At 38.8% G+C, this 18,923-nt stretch carries 19 protein-coding genes; 10 read left to right on the forward strand and 9 right to left on the reverse strand.

Features of this window, described 5'->3' with window-relative positions:
* The first annotated feature begins 2 nt into the window (after nucleotides 1–2).
* The 9 genes from RM539_RS05430 to rimO all read left to right on the forward strand — a co-directional run bounded on the left by RM539_RS05430 (nucleotide 3) and on the right by rimO (nucleotide 6,931).
* A complete protein-coding gene (locus tag RM539_RS05430; protein WP_311502416.1) occupies nucleotides 3–341 on the forward strand; it encodes an Hpt domain-containing protein in 339 nt (112 codons plus the stop codon).
* Nucleotides 341–1,591, forward strand: a complete 1,251-nt coding sequence (locus RM539_RS05435) for a competence/damage-inducible protein A (protein ID WP_311502417.1) — start codon at nucleotides 341–343, stop codon at nucleotides 1,589–1,591. Before RM539_RS05430 ends, RM539_RS05435 begins: the two co-directional genes overlap by 1 nt.
* A gap of 147 nt (nucleotides 1,592–1,738) precedes the next feature.
* Nucleotides 1,739–1,978, forward strand: a complete 240-nt coding sequence (gene rpmB, locus RM539_RS05440; RefSeq protein ID WP_311502418.1) for a 50S ribosomal protein L28 — start codon at nucleotides 1,739–1,741, stop codon at nucleotides 1,976–1,978.
* Nucleotides 1,979–2,003: 25 nt separating this feature from the next.
* A complete protein-coding gene (gene rpmG / locus RM539_RS05445) occupies nucleotides 2,004–2,186 on the forward strand; it encodes a 50S ribosomal protein L33 (protein WP_114491684.1) in 183 nt (60 codons plus the stop codon).
* Nucleotides 2,187–2,193: 7 nt separating this feature from the next.
* Nucleotides 2,194–2,346 carry a DUF4295 domain-containing protein gene (locus tag RM539_RS05450; RefSeq protein ID WP_311502419.1) on the forward strand — a complete coding sequence of 51 codons (153 nt, stop codon included), beginning with the start codon at nucleotides 2,194–2,196 and terminating at the stop codon, nucleotides 2,344–2,346.
* A 135-nt stretch (nucleotides 2,347–2,481) separates the two neighbouring features.
* A complete protein-coding gene (gene ftsY / locus RM539_RS05455) occupies nucleotides 2,482–3,435 on the forward strand; it encodes a signal recognition particle-docking protein FtsY (protein WP_311502420.1) in 954 nt (317 codons plus the stop codon).
* Between the two features lie 117 nt (nucleotides 3,436–3,552).
* Nucleotides 3,553–5,175 (forward strand): amidase family protein, encoded by a 1,623-nt coding sequence (locus tag RM539_RS05460; RefSeq protein ID WP_311502421.1) that lies wholly within the window; start codon nucleotides 3,553–3,555, stop codon nucleotides 5,173–5,175.
* Nucleotides 5,175–5,450, forward strand: coding sequence for a hypothetical protein (locus tag RM539_RS05465; protein WP_311502422.1), 276 nt, complete (start codon nucleotides 5,175–5,177; stop codon nucleotides 5,448–5,450). Before RM539_RS05460 ends, RM539_RS05465 begins: the two co-directional genes overlap by 1 nt.
* Before the next feature lie 128 nt (nucleotides 5,451–5,578).
* Nucleotides 5,579–6,931: a 30S ribosomal protein S12 methylthiotransferase RimO gene (gene rimO / locus RM539_RS05470; protein WP_311502423.1), complete on the forward strand. Its 1,353-nt coding sequence runs from the start codon at nucleotides 5,579–5,581 to the stop codon at nucleotides 6,929–6,931.
* A 167-nt stretch (nucleotides 6,932–7,098) separates the two neighbouring features.
* On the opposite strand, the gene RM539_RS05475 is transcribed toward rimO, so the two are convergent.
* From RM539_RS05475 to RM539_RS05490, 4 genes are all read right to left on the reverse strand, one after another.
* The gene (locus RM539_RS05475) at nucleotides 7,099–8,157 is read right to left on the reverse strand and encodes a class I fructose-bisphosphate aldolase (protein WP_311502424.1); all 1,059 of its coding nucleotides are present in this window, start codon (nucleotides 8,155–8,157) and stop codon (nucleotides 7,099–7,101) included.
* Between the two features lie 41 nt (nucleotides 8,158–8,198).
* Nucleotides 8,199–9,524: an erythromycin esterase family protein gene (locus RM539_RS05480; protein WP_311502425.1), complete on the reverse strand. Its 1,326-nt coding sequence runs from the start codon at nucleotides 9,522–9,524 to the stop codon at nucleotides 8,199–8,201.
* Between the two features lie 63 nt (nucleotides 9,525–9,587).
* The gene (locus tag RM539_RS05485) at nucleotides 9,588–10,262 is read right to left on the reverse strand and encodes a TIGR02117 family protein (protein WP_311502426.1); all 675 of its coding nucleotides are present in this window, start codon (nucleotides 10,260–10,262) and stop codon (nucleotides 9,588–9,590) included.
* Nucleotides 10,263–10,332: 70 nt separating this feature from the next.
* On the reverse strand, nucleotides 10,333–10,806 hold the full coding sequence (locus RM539_RS05490) for a TVP38/TMEM64 family protein (protein WP_311502427.1): 474 nt from the start codon (nucleotides 10,804–10,806) through the stop codon (nucleotides 10,333–10,335).
* A gap of 120 nt (nucleotides 10,807–10,926) precedes the next feature.
* Here RM539_RS05490 and RM539_RS05495 point away from each other — a divergent pair, with 120 nt between their 5' ends.
* Nucleotides 10,927–11,169: a hypothetical protein gene (locus RM539_RS05495; RefSeq protein WP_311502428.1), complete on the forward strand. Its 243-nt coding sequence runs from the start codon at nucleotides 10,927–10,929 to the stop codon at nucleotides 11,167–11,169.
* A 67-nt stretch (nucleotides 11,170–11,236) separates the two neighbouring features.
* Here RM539_RS05495 and RM539_RS05500 read toward each other — a convergent pair whose 3' ends face one another.
* The 5 genes from RM539_RS05500 to RM539_RS05520 form a co-directional block, all read right to left on the reverse strand.
* A complete protein-coding gene (locus RM539_RS05500) occupies nucleotides 11,237–11,719 on the reverse strand; it encodes a PIN domain-containing protein (protein ID WP_311502429.1) in 483 nt (160 codons plus the stop codon).
* The gene (locus RM539_RS05505; protein ID WP_311502430.1) at nucleotides 11,706–12,482 is read right to left on the reverse strand and encodes a hypothetical protein; all 777 of its coding nucleotides are present in this window, start codon (nucleotides 12,480–12,482) and stop codon (nucleotides 11,706–11,708) included. The genes RM539_RS05500 and RM539_RS05505 overlap by 14 nt, the downstream gene beginning before the upstream one ends.
* A gap of 57 nt (nucleotides 12,483–12,539) precedes the next feature.
* Nucleotides 12,540–15,362, reverse strand: a complete 2,823-nt coding sequence (locus RM539_RS05510) for a M16 family metallopeptidase (RefSeq protein ID WP_311502431.1) — start codon at nucleotides 15,360–15,362, stop codon at nucleotides 12,540–12,542.
* 24 nt (nucleotides 15,363–15,386) lie between these two features.
* Entirely contained in the window at nucleotides 15,387–16,343 is a 957-nt protein-coding gene (locus RM539_RS05515) for a calcium/sodium antiporter (protein WP_311502432.1), read from the reverse strand.
* 89 nt (nucleotides 16,344–16,432) lie between these two features.
* Nucleotides 16,433–18,904: a M14 family metallopeptidase gene (locus RM539_RS05520; protein WP_311502433.1), complete on the reverse strand. Its 2,472-nt coding sequence runs from the start codon at nucleotides 18,902–18,904 to the stop codon at nucleotides 16,433–16,435.
* Between the last annotated feature and the right edge of the window lie 19 nt (nucleotides 18,905–18,923).

The raw sequence follows: 18,923 nt of genomic DNA on the forward strand, positions 1-18,923 counted from the left end.
AAATGAGCAACTATAACCTAGACGAAGTAAAAGAAATGGCAGGAGGAGATGAAGATTTTATGAAGGTGGTGGTACAAACTTTTTTAGAAGAAATTCCGCCTGATGTAGAGGCAATGAATGATGCTATAGAGAATAATAACGCAGGCCTTGCCTACCAGTATGCCCATAAAATGAAACCAAACCTTCAGCTGTTTGGTCTTAACCTAATGAAAGAAATTAGGATAATTGAGGCATGGTCTAAAGAAGGGAAATTAAAGAATAAAGTTCCTGGTGCAGCAGAAACAATTTCCGCAAAAGTAAAATTGGCAGGTACTGCTTTAAAAAATGATTTTAATTTATAATGACTGCGGAAATAATTACCATTGGAGATGAGATCCTTATAGGACAAATTGTTGACACCAATTCTTCACAAATTGCACAGGAGCTAAATCAGATAGGAATTGCTGTTCACCAGATTATTTCTATTGAAGATGAAAAGGAGCATATTCTTAAAACCTTAAAAGATGCAGGTAGCCGCGCAGATGTAGTGATACTTAGCGGGGGCCTTGGGCCAACCAAAGACGATGTGACCAAATACTCTTTGTGTGAATATTTTGACGACACCCTGGTGCTTGATGAAAAAGTGCTACATCATGTAGAGGAAATTTTTAGAAAAATTGAGAATGCCCAAATTTCAGATTTAAACAGGGAGCAGGCAATGGTGCCTTCAAAGGCTACGGTGCTTTATAACAAATTTGGGACCGCACCCGGATTGTGGCTAAAGAAAGATAAAACGGTTTATATAGCAGTTCCTGGAGTTCCGTTCGAAATGAAAAAGCTCATGGAAATGGAAATTATTCCGCGTCTGAAAAAGGAATTCAACCGTCCCTTTATCTATCATAAAACTATTCGTACTTACGGGCTTGGAGAAAGTGCCATTGCAGAGCGTATTAAGGAATGGGAAGAAAGCCTTCCTTCCTTTATAAAACTTGCGTATTTGCCGGACCTGGGAAATGTGAGATTACGTATTTCGGGAAAAGGAGAAAAAGAAGATGAACTAAAACTAGCTATTGAAAAGGAGTTTGAAAAACTTTTTCCCCTTATTGAAGATATTATTGCCGACTCTGTGGAGGAAGATGATAATATTGAAGAGACCATCAGTAAATTGCTTACCTCAAGAAACCAGTTTCTTTCGGCAGCCGAAAGTTGTACAGGAGGTGATCTTGCGGCAGATTTCACGTTGAATCCTGGTGCGTCAACCTGCTTTAAAGGCAGTATCGTATCATATGCCACCCAGGCTAAAGAAGAAATTTTAGGTGTTTCTTCTGAAATAATTGAAAAACATAGTGTGGTAAGTGCCGAAGTAGCTGAAGAAATGGCTAAAAAAGCCAAATCCCTGTTTAAGTCTGATTATGCCATTGGTACCACGGGTAACGCAGGTCCTACTAAAGGAGACAGTGATGCCGATGTGGGCACGGTTTATATTGCACTTGCTACTCCAGAAAGGGTGTTTTCCAAACGTTTTGTTTTTGGTAACAGTCGGGAGCAAGTAGTTAAAAAAACGGTCAATAAGGCTTTTGAAATGATTTTGAGGGAATTAACCCGGGTTTGATGCTGAAATAGCCCGTTAACTACCGTATTTACTGCAGAATAAAATTCAAACCTTCTGCTTTAAATAATTTTAATTTATGTTGGCAGATTGGTAAAAAAACCGTTAATTTGCAGCCTGTTTTAAATAACGAGTTTAAAGAATAGAGCAATGTCAAGAGTTTGTGAACTTACGGGTAAAAAAGCGATGGTCGGGAATAACGTTTCTCATGCAATGAATAAGACCAAGCGCAAGTTTAATGCTAATTTGGTTAAAAAACGTTTTTTTATTCCTGAAGAGGATAGATGGGTTACTTTGAGAGTTTCTACCTCAGCGCTTAAAAATATCAATAAGAAAGGCATCTCTGCTGTAATCAAAGAGGCGAGAGAAAAAGGATTCATGAAGAAATAAATCCTAAGTAAAAAAACAGAACGAAATGGCAAAGAAAGGTAACAGAGTACAGGTTATATTAGAATGTACAGAACATAAGGAGACAGGAAAACCTGGAACCTCAAGATATATTACAACAAAGAATAAAAAGAACACTCCGGACAGGCTGGAGTTGAAGAAATTCAACCCTATCCTTAAAAAGATGACTGTTCATAAAGAAATAAAATAATTGAGTCATGGCAAAGAAATCAGTAGGAACAATTCAGACAGGGTCTAAAAGATTGACCAAAGCTATTAAAATGGTTAAATCTCCAAAGACAGGTGCCTATACATTTGTTGAAGCAATTATGGCTCCTGAGGACGTAAGCGATTTTTTGAGCAAAAAATAATAATCGGCGACTTCCGATAAAAGTTAGTAAAAGCCGTCTTGATGTAATCAGGACGGCTTTTACTTTTTGCTTATATTTGTACTTCAAATTCCGGATAGAATCTCCGGGATTTCGTGATTTTTAAACCTACCAAAGATGAGTTTATTTAAGAAGATTTTTTCAAAGGAAAAAAAGGAAAACCTCGATAAGGGACTTGAAAAATCCAAGAGCAGTTTCTTTTCGAAAATGAGTAAGGCTGTTGCCGGAAAATCCAGGGTTGATGATGAGGTGCTGGATGACCTTGAAGATGTGCTGGTAAGTAGTGATGTAGGTGTTGCCACTACCATTAAAATCATCAACAGGATTGAAGATCGTGTAGCGCGAGATAAATATATGGGGACCGATGATCTGAATAAGATATTGAGGGAAGAAATTGCCGGTTTACTTTCAGAAACCAATAGTGGCGAAGCCGCAGAAATTCAGATTCCCACTACTGCCAAACCACATGTGATCATGGTGGTAGGAGTTAATGGTGTTGGGAAAACCACTACTATAGGTAAACTTGCCCACCAGTTTAAGAATTCCGGTAAAAAAGTTATTCTTGGTGCTGCCGATACTTTTCGTGCCGCCGCGATAGACCAGCTCCAGATATGGGCAGACAGAACAGATGTTCCTATTGTTAAACAACGCATGGGCAGCGATCCCGCTTCTGTCGCTTTTGATACCGTGCAAAATGCCGTGAAACAAAATGCCGATGTGGTGCTGATAGATACTGCAGGAAGATTGCATAATAAAATTAATCTCATGAAGGAGCTTACCAAAGTAAAACGGGTGATGCAAAAAGTTATTCCCGATGCGCCTCATGAAGTTTTACTGGTATTAGATGGCTCAACCGGGCAAAATGCTTTTGAGCAGGCAAAACAGTTTACTGCCGCTACCGAAGTAACTTCCCTTGCGGTTACCAAACTTGACGGAACTGCCAAAGGAGGTGTGGTAATTGGTATTAGTGACCAGTTTCAGATTCCAGTGAAATATATAGGAGTAGGTGAAGGCGTTGAAGATTTACAGGTTTTTAATAAATATGAGTTCGTGGATTCCTTCTTTAAATAGGATCTTTATTCAAGTAACTATTTCCTGTTTTCACACAGGCAATTTGGATAATCTAAGCTTGCAGTAACTCTGCTTTGTCAAAAATTAATTTGAATAGTCTTTAAAAATATACTCCGGATGAAAAAACTTTTACTTTCAGTTTTTCTAGTTGCTATTTTCTCTTGCGCCGATAAAAAGGAAAATCTATCTGAAGGATATGTAGTTCAGGATACCATATCAAAACAGGAAGAAAGGGAGTATAAAGTTTTGGATTCAAAATTTGTAAGCAGGGATTCTGTTATGGCTCCTTTTGCTGAAGCTCTTTTAGAATTTTCAGAAGAACGATATTCAGAAATAAAACCTCTTATTTTCGATAAAAATATTCCTGAAATTCAGAATGCTATTGCTGCAGGAAAACTGTCTTATGAGGACATATCTCTGTTTTATCTGAAGCGTATTCAGAAGTTTGACCGAAACAATGAACTTTCCCTAAATTCGGTAATTTCTCTAAACCCAAACCTTCTAAAGGAAGCCGGGGAAAAGGATATTCAGGAAAACACCCAAAATCATCCAATTTTTGGAATTCCTCTGTTGCTGAAGGATAATATCAATACTGAGAATATGCCTACTACGGCTGGCGCGGTCGCACTTCAGCAGAATAATACCGATGATGCCTTTATCGTTGAAAAACTAAAGGAAAACGGAGCGCTTATTTTGGGAAAAGCCAATTTAAGCGAGTGGGCCTATTTCTTTTGCGGTGATTGCCCCAGTGGCTATTCAGCAGTTGGTGGGCAAACCCTGAATCCTTATGGAAGAAAAATATTGGATACCGGCGGTTCCAGTTCAGGAAGTGCTGTGGCTGTAGCGGCAAATCTTGCCCCTGTAGCGGTTGGATCTGAAACTTCAGGCTCTATTCTTTCTCCCTCAAGTCAGAATTCACTGGTAGGATTAAAACCCACAATAGGGGTGTTAAGTAGGGGTGGGATTATTCCTATTTCAAGTACTTTGGATACTCCGGGCCCTATTACAAAAAGCGTGGTAGATAATGCTATTTTACTATCGGCTATGGCAGGAAATGATGCTAAAGATCCTGTGAGCAAAAATATTGAAGTAATTTCAAATTATGCTGCACCGCTTCAAAGTGCGTCTTTAAATGGGAAACGGTTTGGAGCGATTAAAGCCTTAATGGAAGATTCTCTTTATGTGCGCGCGATCACCGATTTGCGGAATGCCGGGGCCCAGGTGGTGGAGTTTGAAGCTGAGGACCTGGATTTGCCAAATTTTACACGCCTTCTTAATCTGGATATGAAAAAAGATTTGCCGGAATATTTCAGGAACTATGGGGGAGAAGTAGAAGTTACAGATGTTACAAGTGTTTATGGTTATAATGAAAAAGACAGTATACTACGGGCGCCCTATGGGCAGGCATTATTTGAGGGAATTATGAAGGATTCTGCCACTCCTGAAGAATTTACAGCCATAAAGGATACCTTAAAAAGAAACGGAAAGCAATTTTTTGATGTCCCCATGCAGGAGCATAATCTTGACGGAATAATTTCTATTAATAATTATCATGCAGGTTTTGCCGCTGTGGCACATTATCCGGCTATAACTGTGCCTATGGGTTATGCTGAAAATAATGCTCCTGAAGGCCTTACTTTTTTCGCAAAACCTTTTGAAGAACAGGAACTTCTTAAATGGGCCAAAGCCTACGAGGAAACTTCACAACGCCGTGTTACTCCTGAAAATTATAATGATTAATGTCTCACAGAAACCTGGTAATTATTTCGAAAATTATTTTCTTTTACAGCATCTTTTATGTTGTAATGAAGATTACTGTTGTTATTCAGGGTGCATGGTTATGGCCCAACCTGATTTTAAGTCTTCCATTTTTGGCATTTATCACAGTGGGTATTTATATGCTTAAAATCAATAAATATTATTGGGCTTACGTTATTTCGGGAGCTATAGTTATTGGAGTGGTACGGTATTATGAAAGGGAATGGATGCTGGCGCTTCAACAACACCTTAGCTAACATCGTTTCCTTAGAATCTGGATTTCCAATTTTAGATTGTATCTTTGCACCCGCTTTCCAGGAAGAGTACGGAATTGTTTTTGCAATATTCAACTTCTACTAAGCAGGAAGTTATAGAAATTTAAGGTATGAGGACAAAGTCTACTAAGAAGAATAAGATTAATGTGGTTACTCTTGGCTGTAGTAAAAATGTTTATGACAGTGAGGTGTTGATGGGACAATTGCGCGCCAATAAAAAGGAAGTGGTACATGAAGAGGAAGGGAATATTGTAGTGATTAATACCTGTGGATTTATAGACAATGCCAAGGAACAATCTGTAAACACCATCCTGGATTTCGTGGAAAGGAAAGAGCAGGGAGAAGTGGACAAAGTTTTTGTTACCGGTTGCCTGAGCGAAAGGTACAAACCCGATCTTCAAAAGGAAATTCCTAATGTTGACCAGTTTTTTGGAACTACAGAATTACCCGGATTATTGAAAGCTTTGGAAGCAGATTACAAGCATGAGCTTATTGGTGAACGTTTAACAACAACTCCCAAAAATTACGCTTATCTTAAAATTGCTGAAGGTTGTGACCGCCCTTGTTCTTTTTGTGCTATTCCTTTAATGCGCGGCGGGCATAAATCCACCCCAATTGAAAATCTTGTTATTGAAGCAAAAAATCTTGCCGCCCAGGGAGTAAAAGAACTTATTCTTATTGCGCAGGATTTAACTTACTATGGCCTGGATCTTTATAAAAAAAGAAATTTAGCTGAACTTCTTGAAAACCTGGTAAAGGTGGAAGGAATCGAGTGGATTCGTTTGCATTATGCTTTCCCAACCGGTTTTCCTATGGATGTGCTGGAGGTGATGAAGCGGGAGCCTAAAATTTGCAATTATCTGGATATTCCATTACAGCATATTTCCGATGATTTGCTGAAGTCTATGCGACGCGGGACCACGCACGAAAAAACAACAAAATTGCTTAAGGAATTTAGAAAAGCAGTGCCCGAAATGGCAATTAGAACTACACTTATTGTTGGTTATCCCGGTGAAACCGAAGCGCATTTCCAGGAATTGAAGGAATGGGTGCAGGAAATGCGTTTTGAACGCCTGGGCTGTTTTACCTATTCCCACGAGGAAAATACCCATGCTTATAATCTTGAAGATGATGTGCCGCAGGAAGTAAAGCAGGAAAGGGCGAATGAAATTATGGAAATTCAGTCACAGATTTCCTGGGAACTTAATCAGCAGAAAATTGGTAAAACTTTCAAAGTAGTTATAGACCGGAAAGAAGGAAATTATTTTGTAGGAAGAACAGAAGCAGATTCCCCCGATGTTGATAATGAGGTTTTAATTGATGCAACTTCGGTTTATCTGAAAACTGGAGATTTCTATGAGGTGAAAATCATTGAAGCTGCCGATTTTGATCTTTACGGTGAACCTGTCAATATAAAAGCTGAAAAACCTATACGAAAAGAAATTAAAGTAAAGGCGATATAATTTCCACTTGCAAAGTCTTTGGACCTTATAGGTGTTGTGTTTTCAAACCCAAATTGATCTCCAATCTGAACTATTGTAGTATCTTTTCAATCCAAAAAGACCTACAAGGTTTTTGAAACCTTACAGGTCTATATGATGGCTATTCTTTCCATTGCTCATTTACCGTTTCAGGCTACTGTAACTTCATCATTCAAATAAACCTCCTGCACACTTTGCAGAATATCCACACCTTCTTTTAACGGCCGCTGAAAGGCTTTTCGCCCCATTATGAGTCCGCAACCACCGGCACGTTTGTTAATAACTGCAGTTCTTACGGCTTCTTTATAATCTGATTCTCCCTTGGAACCGCCCCCGGAATTAATCAGGCCAATCTTTCCCATATAACAATTGGCCACCTGCAGGCGGCAAAGGTCTATAGGATGATCTGTAGCCAGGCTTTCATACATTTCATCTTCATATTTAGCAAATTTGATCTTTTTAAAGCCGTAGTTGGTGGTGGGTAACTTCTGCTTGATGATATCAGCTTTTATGGTCACTCCAATATGGTTGGCCTGCCCGGTAAGATCGGCGGCGGTATGGTAATCTTCTTCATCGGTTTTAAAATCGTTATTCCGGGTATAACACCAAAGAATAGTTGCCATCCCTAATTGATGTGCTTCTTCAAAGGCCGCGGCTATTTCCTGAATTTGGCGGTTACTCTCCGGCGATCCAAAATAAATTGTTGCACCGATTGCTGTAGCACCCATATTCCATGCTTCTTTAACGGTTCCGTAGGGAATCTGGTCATATTTATTGGGGTAGGTGAGCAGTTCGTTATGATTGATTTTTACAATAAAAGGAATTTTATGGGCGTATTTTCTGGAGTGAAGTGCCAGGGCACCAAAAGTTGATGCTACCCCATTGCATCCCGCTTCCAATGCCAGTTTTATAATATTTTCCGGATCAAAGTAATCCTGATTCTTATAAAATGAAAAAGCTGCGGAATGTTCTATTCCCTGGTCAATAGGCAAAATATTAATATATCCTGTCCCGCCTAAAGCCCCATGATTATAAAGATGGTTTAGGCTCCTAAGTACTTGTGGGTTACGGTCACTTTCCCTGAAGTTATCAACGCTGTTTGGCCCCGGAATTTCCAGTCGGTCTTTGCTGATTTTTTCGCTTTTATAATCAAGATAATGGCCAGCGTCTTCTCCAAGTATTTCTCTTATTTTAGGTATGGTACTCATATAGTTCTGTTTTTGAAATTATGAAATTTAACAAGGTGTCTTTAAATTCCGAAGGGATAAGTTTCGGGAGTAAGTTCTCCTTTTGGTTTTATTTTTAGCGGATGCAAAGCCTTCGTCTTGTCAAAAAAAAGGAAGGCATCATACCTATCAGAAACTTTGGAAGGCACATAATTTCCCCGTTCCCAGTTTGGATCGTAAACTACTCCAATTGCCCGGTGGCCGGTTTTTTCTCTAAAGGCTTCTGCCAATTCCCTGTTTTCATCAAAAATGATAAGCTTATCCTTAGGTTGCGATTCATGCAGAAAATTTTCAAGGCTATGTTCTATACCTTCGGGCACACGCATTTCCTTCATGGGAGCACCCCAACTACTGCCGGCCATTACAGATCCTTTGTAAGATCCAAACCCAACCAGTACTACTCCCTCTTCCTCATGTTGTTCTCTTACCAGTTGACCTACATTCAACAATCCGCTTGAAGCCATGCCTGTAGCCCTGGCATCTCCTACGTGCGTATTATGTTCCCATACAATTACCTTGGCATCGGCATCATGATAATCCATTAAGGTATTAAGAGTTTCCACCATATGCCTGTCACGAACATTCCAGGAATCGTCGCCAAAGCCAGCCATGGCTTCATAATATTTTTCTGCATTTGCCATTACAAGCGCATTAATTTCAGCATTTAGATCAGCTTCTTTTTCAGTATCATATTTATGGGCATTCCTGCGGACTTCCTTAAGCAGTTTTATAACTTCATCCTTACAACCTTCTCTGGCCGATCTAAAGACTGAAGCATAAGAATCCCGTGCTTTATAAGGCTCGAAACACTGGAAGGCATTTTTTGCAAGTTTTGCTGTTTCAGGATCTTCTTTTTCCAGATAATCTACCATTATTTTCATAGAATCCCACAGGCTGTACACATCCAGGCCATAGAATCCTACCTTTTTGTTCTCTTCTTTTTCTTTATTATGTTGCTTTAGCCAAGTCGCAAAAGCGGCAATTTCCCAATTAGCCCACATCCAGTTTGGCCATCGCTCAAATTGTTTAAGCACATCTTGTATATTTTCTTCGGAATTTGGATAGACTTTTATCCATTTGTTGATTTTATAACAATCTGGCCAGTCACCTTCAACGGCAATAAAAGAGAAGCTTTTTTCCTCTATAAGCCGTTTGGAAATTTGTGCCCGCCAGGTATAATATTCATGAGTACCATGGCTGGCTTCACCTAAAAGTACATACTTTGAATCGCCGATTCTCTCCAGCAACGGATCAAGATCTGCTGAGGTTTCCAGTTTATGGTAAAATTTTTCCAGGTCCTTTTTATCAGTCTTCACAGAAATCATATCATCTTCATTTTTTGGTTGCATGCTGAAGTTAAGCATTTTACAAAAAGCGGCAGAACTGAAGAATTATAAAAAAACTATAAAAAGTTAAGGGTATTGATAAAATATACCCTGCGTAAATGGGGTCCAGAGACAGGCTTTCATATTAGCTTTTTTTAGGCCGTTATTTATCCATGTGTTGCATGTTTTAAAGGGATTTAAGGATCCTTTGGCATAGTAAAAAGCATCACGAGAGTTGTAATGAAGATTTGGCACCGGCTGAATATTGCCATCTTCATCCAATTGAAAAGTATTGAGGAAATACTCCACCAGTTCAACATACTGGTCTTTGCTAATGGATAATGCAATTGTACTTTCATTTTTTATTATCGCCTCATGTAATTCCAAGTGCAGGGCTGCCGGTGTTTCAAGAAAAAGGGAAGTATACGCAGTTTTTAAGTTAAGATCATCCCATTGGGGTGTGGTCCTGTAAAATTTCAGATCGCCCCACCCAAATCCAATGTACTGATAATCACTGGAAAAATCATTAAATTGTTCTTCAGTAATGATCTTATTCCAGTCTAAAACACTGGATTTGATTGGAACCACCAAATCGGTATGTGCACCATTGGAAAGAAGAAAAACAGGGATTTCTTTGTCCTTATATATACTTTTTTTATTTACCGGGATAATACTTCCAATAAATGCTGATATCAGGTAAATGAACAGGGGTAATAAAAAAATAAGAATCCCGTTTCTTAGGTAGCGTAGAAATTTCTTCATAAGAAGGAAATTGTTTATTAGAAGATGAATTAGATCTTCCGGAAGAATCAGGCTCCTGCCATACAGAATATCATCCTGTTTTCTTCCTGTTATGATAATCTATATATACATATATTCCATAAGCAATAAATCCTGCCCCTCCAAGCCAGTACATGCCATCTTTAAGGGTTTCTATATCTTCTGAAAAATAAGCAATGGCTATAGAGAGCGGGAACATTCCTGTAAAAGTTGCCCACATAAATTTTTTAAATTTCATATCAAGAATGCCTGCAATAAAGCTGATGGAATCATTGGAGAGAAAAGGTGATACTCTAAAGAGGATAACCGAGACAAATGAATAATTTGAAATCCAGAAGTCCATTTTTTGAAGTTTTTCCTCACCTATAATTTCTCGCACCAGCCTTTCAAGTTTGGCGCCTACAAAATATCCTATTGCTGAAGCTAACATCACTCCGGTCATTCCAATAACAATTCCCCACCAAAAGCCGTACGCCATTACCGCAATAATAATGGGTAACCATGAAGGGAAAAAAATCAAGAACATTTGAAGGATTATAAATACAATAATTGCAAGTGGCCCCCATATCCCGAATTGTTGAAAATAAAGATGTGTTTGTTCCTTATTTCCGCTCAGGATAATATTTGCTGTTTTATCAACAAAACTTTGAAAGGAAGGAAAAATAAAATAGGAAATGACCAGAAAGAGAATGATGATTCCGGAGAAAATAAAGGATATATATGTTGGGATAGCCAGTTTTTTCAAAAGAAAGGCATGATTGTTTTCTCTGTTAAAGCTAAAAAACTCTCTGGTAATTGTTATAAAGAATTGTTTAAACTTCTTTCTGAAAGGCTGGGGGAGGCTTCTAATGTTTATAAGAATTACTACAGACAGGAGCTTCTATTTTGATAAAAAAGAAGAAGCGGAACAGGAGAATATTTCCCGCTCCGCTTCCAGATAATTATTTGGTTGTGATTTAGAACAACCTACCTAACTTATCATTTAGCGGAATAGATAAGTCGATAAATTTGAACTTTAAGTTGTGTGATTTCTCCAAGGGCTCAATCATTTTACCTAATGATTTTCTATCTTTTGTAATGTAAGCGTGAATGCCCCTGTTATGAATTTGAGCGAATAATTTAATATCATTAATTATTACTTTTCGTTGTTCTGTTTCCCTTAAATCTTCATTGCCTTTAAGTTCTGCAAAAAATTCACCTGCAATTTTAGCATCTGTATAATCAAATTCCAATAATCGAAAAACATTTAAGGAAAGTAAATTATCTGGATTATCTCCAACAGCATACTCACTAACTACAATGGTGGATAGATACAATTCTATACCATTCTCTAAAAAATATTCAAAGTAATTAATGGCGTTTTGATGAAAATCAGCATCTGATTTCAATAATCGAATACAAAAAGAACTGTCCATGAGTACACTTTCAACTCCTTTCATACCCTTCTGTTTTTATGTCATCCAACCATGTATCAACATTTGTAATTTTACTTAAATTAACGGATGCTTTCTCAATCACTTTTTCTAAAAGAGACTTATTAAAAACAGGTTTATATTGAATAAATTCAATTAGTTCTAAATCAGTTAGTGAATCTTCTTCAAAACTCTTTTTACCACGAACTTTTATACCATATGGCTTATAAGTTTTTTTCTCACCATCCATAATCTGCTCCTTAGTTGCAGAAATAGTAAGATTTCCATATTTTTTCGTACTAATGTGTACGTTTGGATTTTTACCTCCTTCTTGATAAATTTCTCCATAAAGATAAAATTCACTTTCATAAAAAGTGGGAGCAATCATTTCAAAATTCGTAGTGTAATCAATAATTAGAGATGGTTCCTGGGAAATCGAGTTATTAAACTCAATAATAGAGTCTTCCTTTACAGCTTTCTTTTGAAATTTATCAATTATTGATTGTCTCTTATTGTCTAAAAAATCAAGATTATTTCTATTTTTAATTTCGCTGGTTAACCCATTGAATAAAATAACAGCTGTTATAGGTAGAAAAAATTTATGCTTGGCTGACCCTTCTTCTATGTCATAGGAAATATGTGGTCGATTTTGCTTTTCTCTACGATTAGGATATAAGAATGTCTCGACATCTGATATAAAAGCTTTGACTTCATTTATATCAATATCTTTAGGACTTATGTTATTGTCCTTATTAGTCACTTTCAATTCTATGTATCCCTGTTCTTCCACGTAACTAAAATACAAATTTACAGGATATAAAAATTACTAGAATGTACATAGTAAATTTTATTCCGCAGAAGGATTTAAAAGAACGGGTTCTCCATAGCCTAATTCATTCAGCTTATTCAGCTGGGTTTCGGCATCACCAACAATTACATAGTACATCCTATCCGGGTCTACATATTTTTCAGCAAGATTTTTAATATCCTGTAGTGTCATATTCTGAACCATTTTCTCCCGTTGTTTGATGTAATTATTATCCAGCCCGTAATTGCTGATTTCGCTAAGCATATCCAGTTTAGAGTTAAGGGTTTCAAATTTCCTGGCATTACTTTTAATCATGTAACCTTTGGTGACTTCCAAATCGTTACGGTTAAAGCTTTCAGGGTATGTTTCAAGGATTTCCTTTATAAGTTTGGCAGCATCTCCGGTAATATTTGAACGGACTCCGGTAGAAATCATAAATGGGCCTTTATGCTTATCTCCATAAAACCCGGAACGGATCCCATAAGTGTAACCTTTTCCTTCCCGTAATTCTTGGGTAAGCTGCGAAGCAAAACTGCCACCACCAAGCCTGTAGTTCATGACTTCAGCAAGATAAAATTCTTCATCGCCTGCGGCAAGTGCAGGTGTTCCAAAACGGAAAATCGATTGTTTGGCACCCGGCACGTTATAAAAATAGACCTGGGACTGCTCCGGCATTTTCGGTTCCGGAAGTTCAGGAATCTCAACATTTTTAACCTGCCAGTTGGCAGCAAGTCCTCTTAAAGGAACCACGGCTTCCTGCTGTTCCAACGCTCCCACAACTAAAAAGGAAGAGCTTAAAGGAGAAAGGTAATTGTTGTAATAATCTTTAAGGTCCTGCAGCGTGATCTTTTCTACCGAAGTTTTTGTGCCCAGGGTATTGTGGGAAAGAATGCTGTTTTTTCCATAAATAACTTTTCTGAATTCATTGCTGGCAATGCTATTAGGATCTGCCTGCAGGCGCTGAATTTGATTTAACACCTGTTGTTTGGCTAGTTTGAACTCCTGTTCGTCCCACCTGGGTTCCAGTAAAATTTCCTTTACCAGGTCTATCGTTTGGGCATAATTTTTTGCCAGGGTACTGCCGCTTATGGTGATTTTTTCATCGCCGGCGTTTACCCGAATATCAGATCCTAAAAGTTCTATGGCTTCCTCAAGTTCCTGAGGAGTTTTGTTTGCCGTGCCTTTGGTTATTATCTCGGCCAGTAAATTTGAAACCCCGACTTTATTTTTATTCTCAAGAAGAAGTCCGCCGGGAATTTCCAGTGAAAATTTAACCAGCGGCACTTCAGTATTGCTAATGCCTAAAATTTTTAATCCGGAAGGAAGGTTGGTTTTCCATATTTCGGGTTCAATAAGTTCAGGCTTTTCTCCGTAGGGAGGTTCCATAGTGCGATCAAAAGAAGATGGCGTTTTTTGGTAAGTGACATCTGCATTAAGATTGAAGTCTCCTTCAGCGCCCTCAACAATTTTTTCCTCTTCAATTTTGGCTTCTTCTGAATTTTCCAAAGCCAGTTCCACCCGTCCCTCGGGTACAAAACTTGTCGCTATAAAAGGCTTGCTTTTAATATACTTTTCGTAAACCCGCATCACATCTTCCGTAGTAACAGCAAGGATTTTTTCTACTTCATTGTTGATGTAATTAGGGTCATTTGCAAAAATCTTATACTGGGCAAGCTGAAATCCTTTTCCTAAAACACTTGAAATACTATTGTAGAAGTCGGTTTCCTGCCCGGCTTTTATGCGCTTTAAATCTTTTTGCGGAATCCCTTCTTTTTCAAATATCCTGAAGGTTTCTTCAATAGCGGCTTTAACCGAATCCAAATCTTTCCCGTCATATGCAGTTACCTGAAGCATGAGCTGGCCGGCAAGTTCAGAAGTGTAATTGTACATTTGGACATTTCCGGTTAGTTCCCTATCAGCAACCAAATTCTGATAAAGCGGCGCATTTTTTCCGTCTGAAAGGTATGTGGTGAGCAAATCCAGCGCATAAGAATCTTCAGCATAAGAATAAACTGAAGGCCAGGCTATTGTAAGCTGGGGCAGATTGGCAAAATTATCTTCATAATAAAGCTTTTTAGTTTTTTCCAGCTTTACCGGTTGCTTCTCCTGTCTCTCGATATTATCTCCCTGCGGAATTTCATCAAAATATTTATGCACCCATTCCTTCGCCTGCGCTTTATCAAAATCTCCGGCAATGGTCAAGGTCACATTGTTTGGTACATACCATTTATTATAAAAATCTTTTACGTCCTGCAAGGTAGCATTCTGGAGATCTTCCAGGGACCCAATCACTTGCCAGCTGTAAGGATGGCCTTCAGGATAAAGATTTTGATCAATAACATACATGGTATGGCCGTATGGTTCATTGTCTACACGTTGCCTTTTTTCATTCTTCACCACTTCTTTTTCCTTGGCAAGTACAGGTTCGGTAACCGTATTAATAAAATAGCCCAGTTTATCGGCTTCAGCCCAAATCATTTTTTCAAGGGCATCGTTTGGTACGGTCTGGAAATAATTGGTGCGGTCTCTGCTGGTGGAACCATTTGCGCCGGAACCTCCAATGCGTGCACTCATCTTATCCAAACCGCCTTTTCCCAGATTTTCAGACTCCAGGAAAAGCAAATGTTCAAATAAATGGGCAAAACCGGTACGGCCTTCTTTTTCCCTTGCAGAACCTACATGTGCGGTAAGAGCCACCGCAACAACGGGATCAGATTCATCTACATGAAGAATAACGTTAAGGCCATTCCTTAAGGTGAAACTTTCAAAATTTACATTGAATTCTTCGGTATTTTCCTGAGCGGAAATATTTCCACAGATGAGGAGAATTAAAAGAGTGAAGAGTGATTTTTTTTTGTTCATGTATATAATTTTTGTTACGGAGATCTACGCTGCTACTAGAAAACTTACGTAGGCAATATATAATCCCAATAGTATAATTCCTTCCCAACGTTCCAGTTTTCTTCCTTTTCCTGTAAAAATAAAAATGAAAAGAAGCATACCCGCTGCAATATTGACGAAAATATCAAAAAACGCACCATCTTTAAGGTAAAGCGGAGCAACAGTAGTAGAAATACCAAGGATCAGAAAAATATTAAAAATATTAGATCCTACTACGTTTCCTATTGCGATATCCACGTTCTTTTTTCGTACTGCGATAATAGAGGTTGCAAGTTCCGGCAGCGAAGTTCCTACAGAAACTACAGTAAGTCCAATAATCCTTTCTGAAAGCCCTATAACTTCTGCGATATCTACTGCACTGTCCACTATTAATCTGCCACCAATAATGAGGCCGGCGAGGCCCAGGATTATAAATATAACAGCCTTTCCGGTGGAATAATCTTTTGTTTCCATTTCTTCTTCTTCCCCTCCTGCTTTGGCCACTGTAAGGTTATAAACAAGGAATATTGCAAAAAACAGAAGTAAAACAACCCCTTCAGATCTGGAAATTATGTTACCTGAAGCTCCATCCAGGAATACATCGGCTGCTATTACCAGGACACAAACAGCTGCAAGGAGGCTTAGCGGAATCTCGAGCCAGGTGGTGTTATTTTTAACTGTTAACGGGTAAATGATAGAAGCAATACCCAGAATACCCAGGATATTGAATATATTACTCCCCAGCACATTCCCCAAAACCATTTCAGTACTACCGTTAACTGAAGCAAAAACGTTCACAACCAGTTCTGGCGCAGAAGTACCAAAGGCTACAATAGTTAACCCAATAACGATGTTGGGGATTCCCAGTTTTACTGCCACACTGGAGGCTGCATCTACCAATTTGGTGGCGCCAAAAATAAGGGCTGCAAAGCCACAAATCAAAAGAATAACATCTATAAGCATTACCTGAATTTCTGGAGTAAATATATTACTCAGAAATGTATTTTAAATCAATTAATTTAGGTGTGATTAGTAAAAGATTTATATGCTGATTAATTATTGACAAAGAAGATGGAATTTACAAAAAACAACTTTCCATTTTCCCAGAAGTTCCGGAAAAGCGGATTGTCAACAAGGTAAATAATACTGCCGCTGCCCATTCTTTCTTCTCCAAAAACTACAGAATTTTCCAGGTTCTTGGTAGCCTCACTTCCGGCAAAACCAGCAACAATTTCCGGCTCCTGAATGTAAGCCACGTTATAACCATCGTCCAGCAGGGAATAACTGTCACTGCTCAGCTTCAGGCTAAAATAGGTGTTGTTGTAACCAAACGCCATCGGGTGGGTGTTATCTACTTTTGTTTTAACAATACTTCCTGTAATTAAGTTTTTGATGTCTTCCCGTTCACGCATCTCATACGGGACTAAATTTCCCGTTTTAGTGGTATCTTCAATACTCGAAGTTTTATTCTCCCGGAGGGCAATATTATCCCTGCTGCTAAAATATCCGGTTGCGCTACCTATGGCAATTACTTTGCCGCCGTTTTTCACCCAATCTGTAATTTTATTCAGCACAGGTTCATCAAAAATGCTGCCGTAGTAGCCCTCAGGCATCATAAGTACATCAAAATTGGAGAGATCAACATTTTCGAAATAATCGGTATCCAGGCGGGTAATTGGATATTCCAGGTCCTGTTCAAAAAAATGCCACACTTCTCCCACATTCAGGGAAGAGGTGCCTTCACCTTTTAATACCGCAATTCGCTGTTCATTTACAAGTTTTACCTGTGGCGAACCAAAATCAGGCCCGCTGCCGGCAAAACTGGTAGTGGCGGTGGTTAGCTGCCGGTGATGTTTATTGGCAATTTCAACTACTTTTTGGTCGAAATTTTTAAGTTTCCGGTTATCACTTTTGGTAATAATCAAGCTTCCGCGGTCAAATTCTTTCCCTTCACTGCTAAATGGCACTTCGGAAAAACGCACTTTTACATCAGCCTCTATCAAATCTGCCAGGAAACGTGCATCCTGCATACTTCCCCACTTGGAAATATAGCCGGCTCCTGAAGGATTAACGCTGTTGTTTACCTGATTTGCAGCCGATTTTGAAACAGTAGAAATATTGCGTTCACTGGCAATTGCATCCAAACCGTAAGCATAAGGCAGGCTCCATGCGGTGATATCGTAAGTAAGTGAATCGTTCAGCTTTGTTGCCGGTTCGAACAAAACCTTTACCATTTTTCCCTTTGGCTGATCTGTGTTTACAACCAGGGTGTTTTCTGATGCTGTAAAACTTTCATTTTTGTTGGAAGTGTAGCTATAGCCTTTCACCCGCTGATTCCCGGCGTAAGCATAATCAATTTCATGCCTGTCTAGAAGTTCCTTAACTGCGGCAAGCTGGTCTTCACTTCCGTTTAAGGCATAACTTTTATATCCAAAATCTCCACTCTTAAAATACTGACTGAAGTTACTTGAAAGTTCATTTACATTTTGAGAAGCTACTTCAACGGTAGAAATTCCCGTAGTAAAATGATGGGCAACCCTGTCTTTTAAAGTAAGTACTAATCCCTCATCCGTATTAATTCCCAATCCGGCACGGCCGTGACCAGCTTGCTCAAAAGTCATTCCTATTGCCCCCATATAGGTGGGATACGTATCACCGTAGCTGGGGTAAAGCAAATCAAAACGTTCCTTGGTGAAGAACAACCAGCCCTTTTCATCAAAATACTTCGCGTTGTTTTTCCCGATTTTGTTCTGAAATTCCCTTTGGAAAGGAGTGATGATTTCATGAAATGGCTCTGCCGCAGGCGCAAAATAATATGGTTCGTTAATTCCCTGTTCATGAAAATCTACATGAATATGCGGCATCCATTGATTATAAATTTCAAGCCTTTGCCTGGTTTCTACCTGAGTGGCCCAGGCCCAGTCGCGGTTCAAATCAAATAAATAATGGTTTGGTCTACCTCCCGGCCATGGTTCGTGATGTTCTGTAGCCGATTGCAGAGCATTATAAGGATCTGCTTTTACCTGGTTGTACCAGTTCACGTACCGGTCCCGCCCGTCAGGATTTACGCAGGGATCAATTATGATAATTGTATTTTCCAGCCAGTCTTTATGTTCCGTGATCAGGCTGTAAAGCGTGGCCATGGCAGCCTCTGTACTGGAAGCTTCATTGCCATGCACGTTATAACTCAGCCAGACAATGGCTTTGTCTGTAGCTGCGGAAGCGGAATTTTCAGTTAAACCGGCACTTTTTAGATGATTTTCCCTTATTTCTTCAAGATTCCGTAGATTTTCTTCCGAAGAAATTATTGCATAAGTGAGTGGCCGCCGTTCATTGGTTTTTCCATATTGCTGATATTGCACAAGAGGAGAATTATGTGCTACATCTTCAAAATAATTTACCACATCGGCATGACGGGAAAAATTTGTACCTAATTCATATCCTAAAAATTCTTCAGGAGATTGCTGTGCATGTAAAAATTGAAAAATAAATAGTAAGGCAAGAGAGCGTAAAGTGTTCTTCATTTATGGTAAATCTTGTTAA

Source organism: Autumnicola musiva, from assembly GCF_031846585.1.
In the GTDB taxonomy this organism is placed as follows: domain Bacteria; phylum Bacteroidota; class Bacteroidia; order Flavobacteriales; family Flavobacteriaceae; genus Autumnicola; species Autumnicola musiva.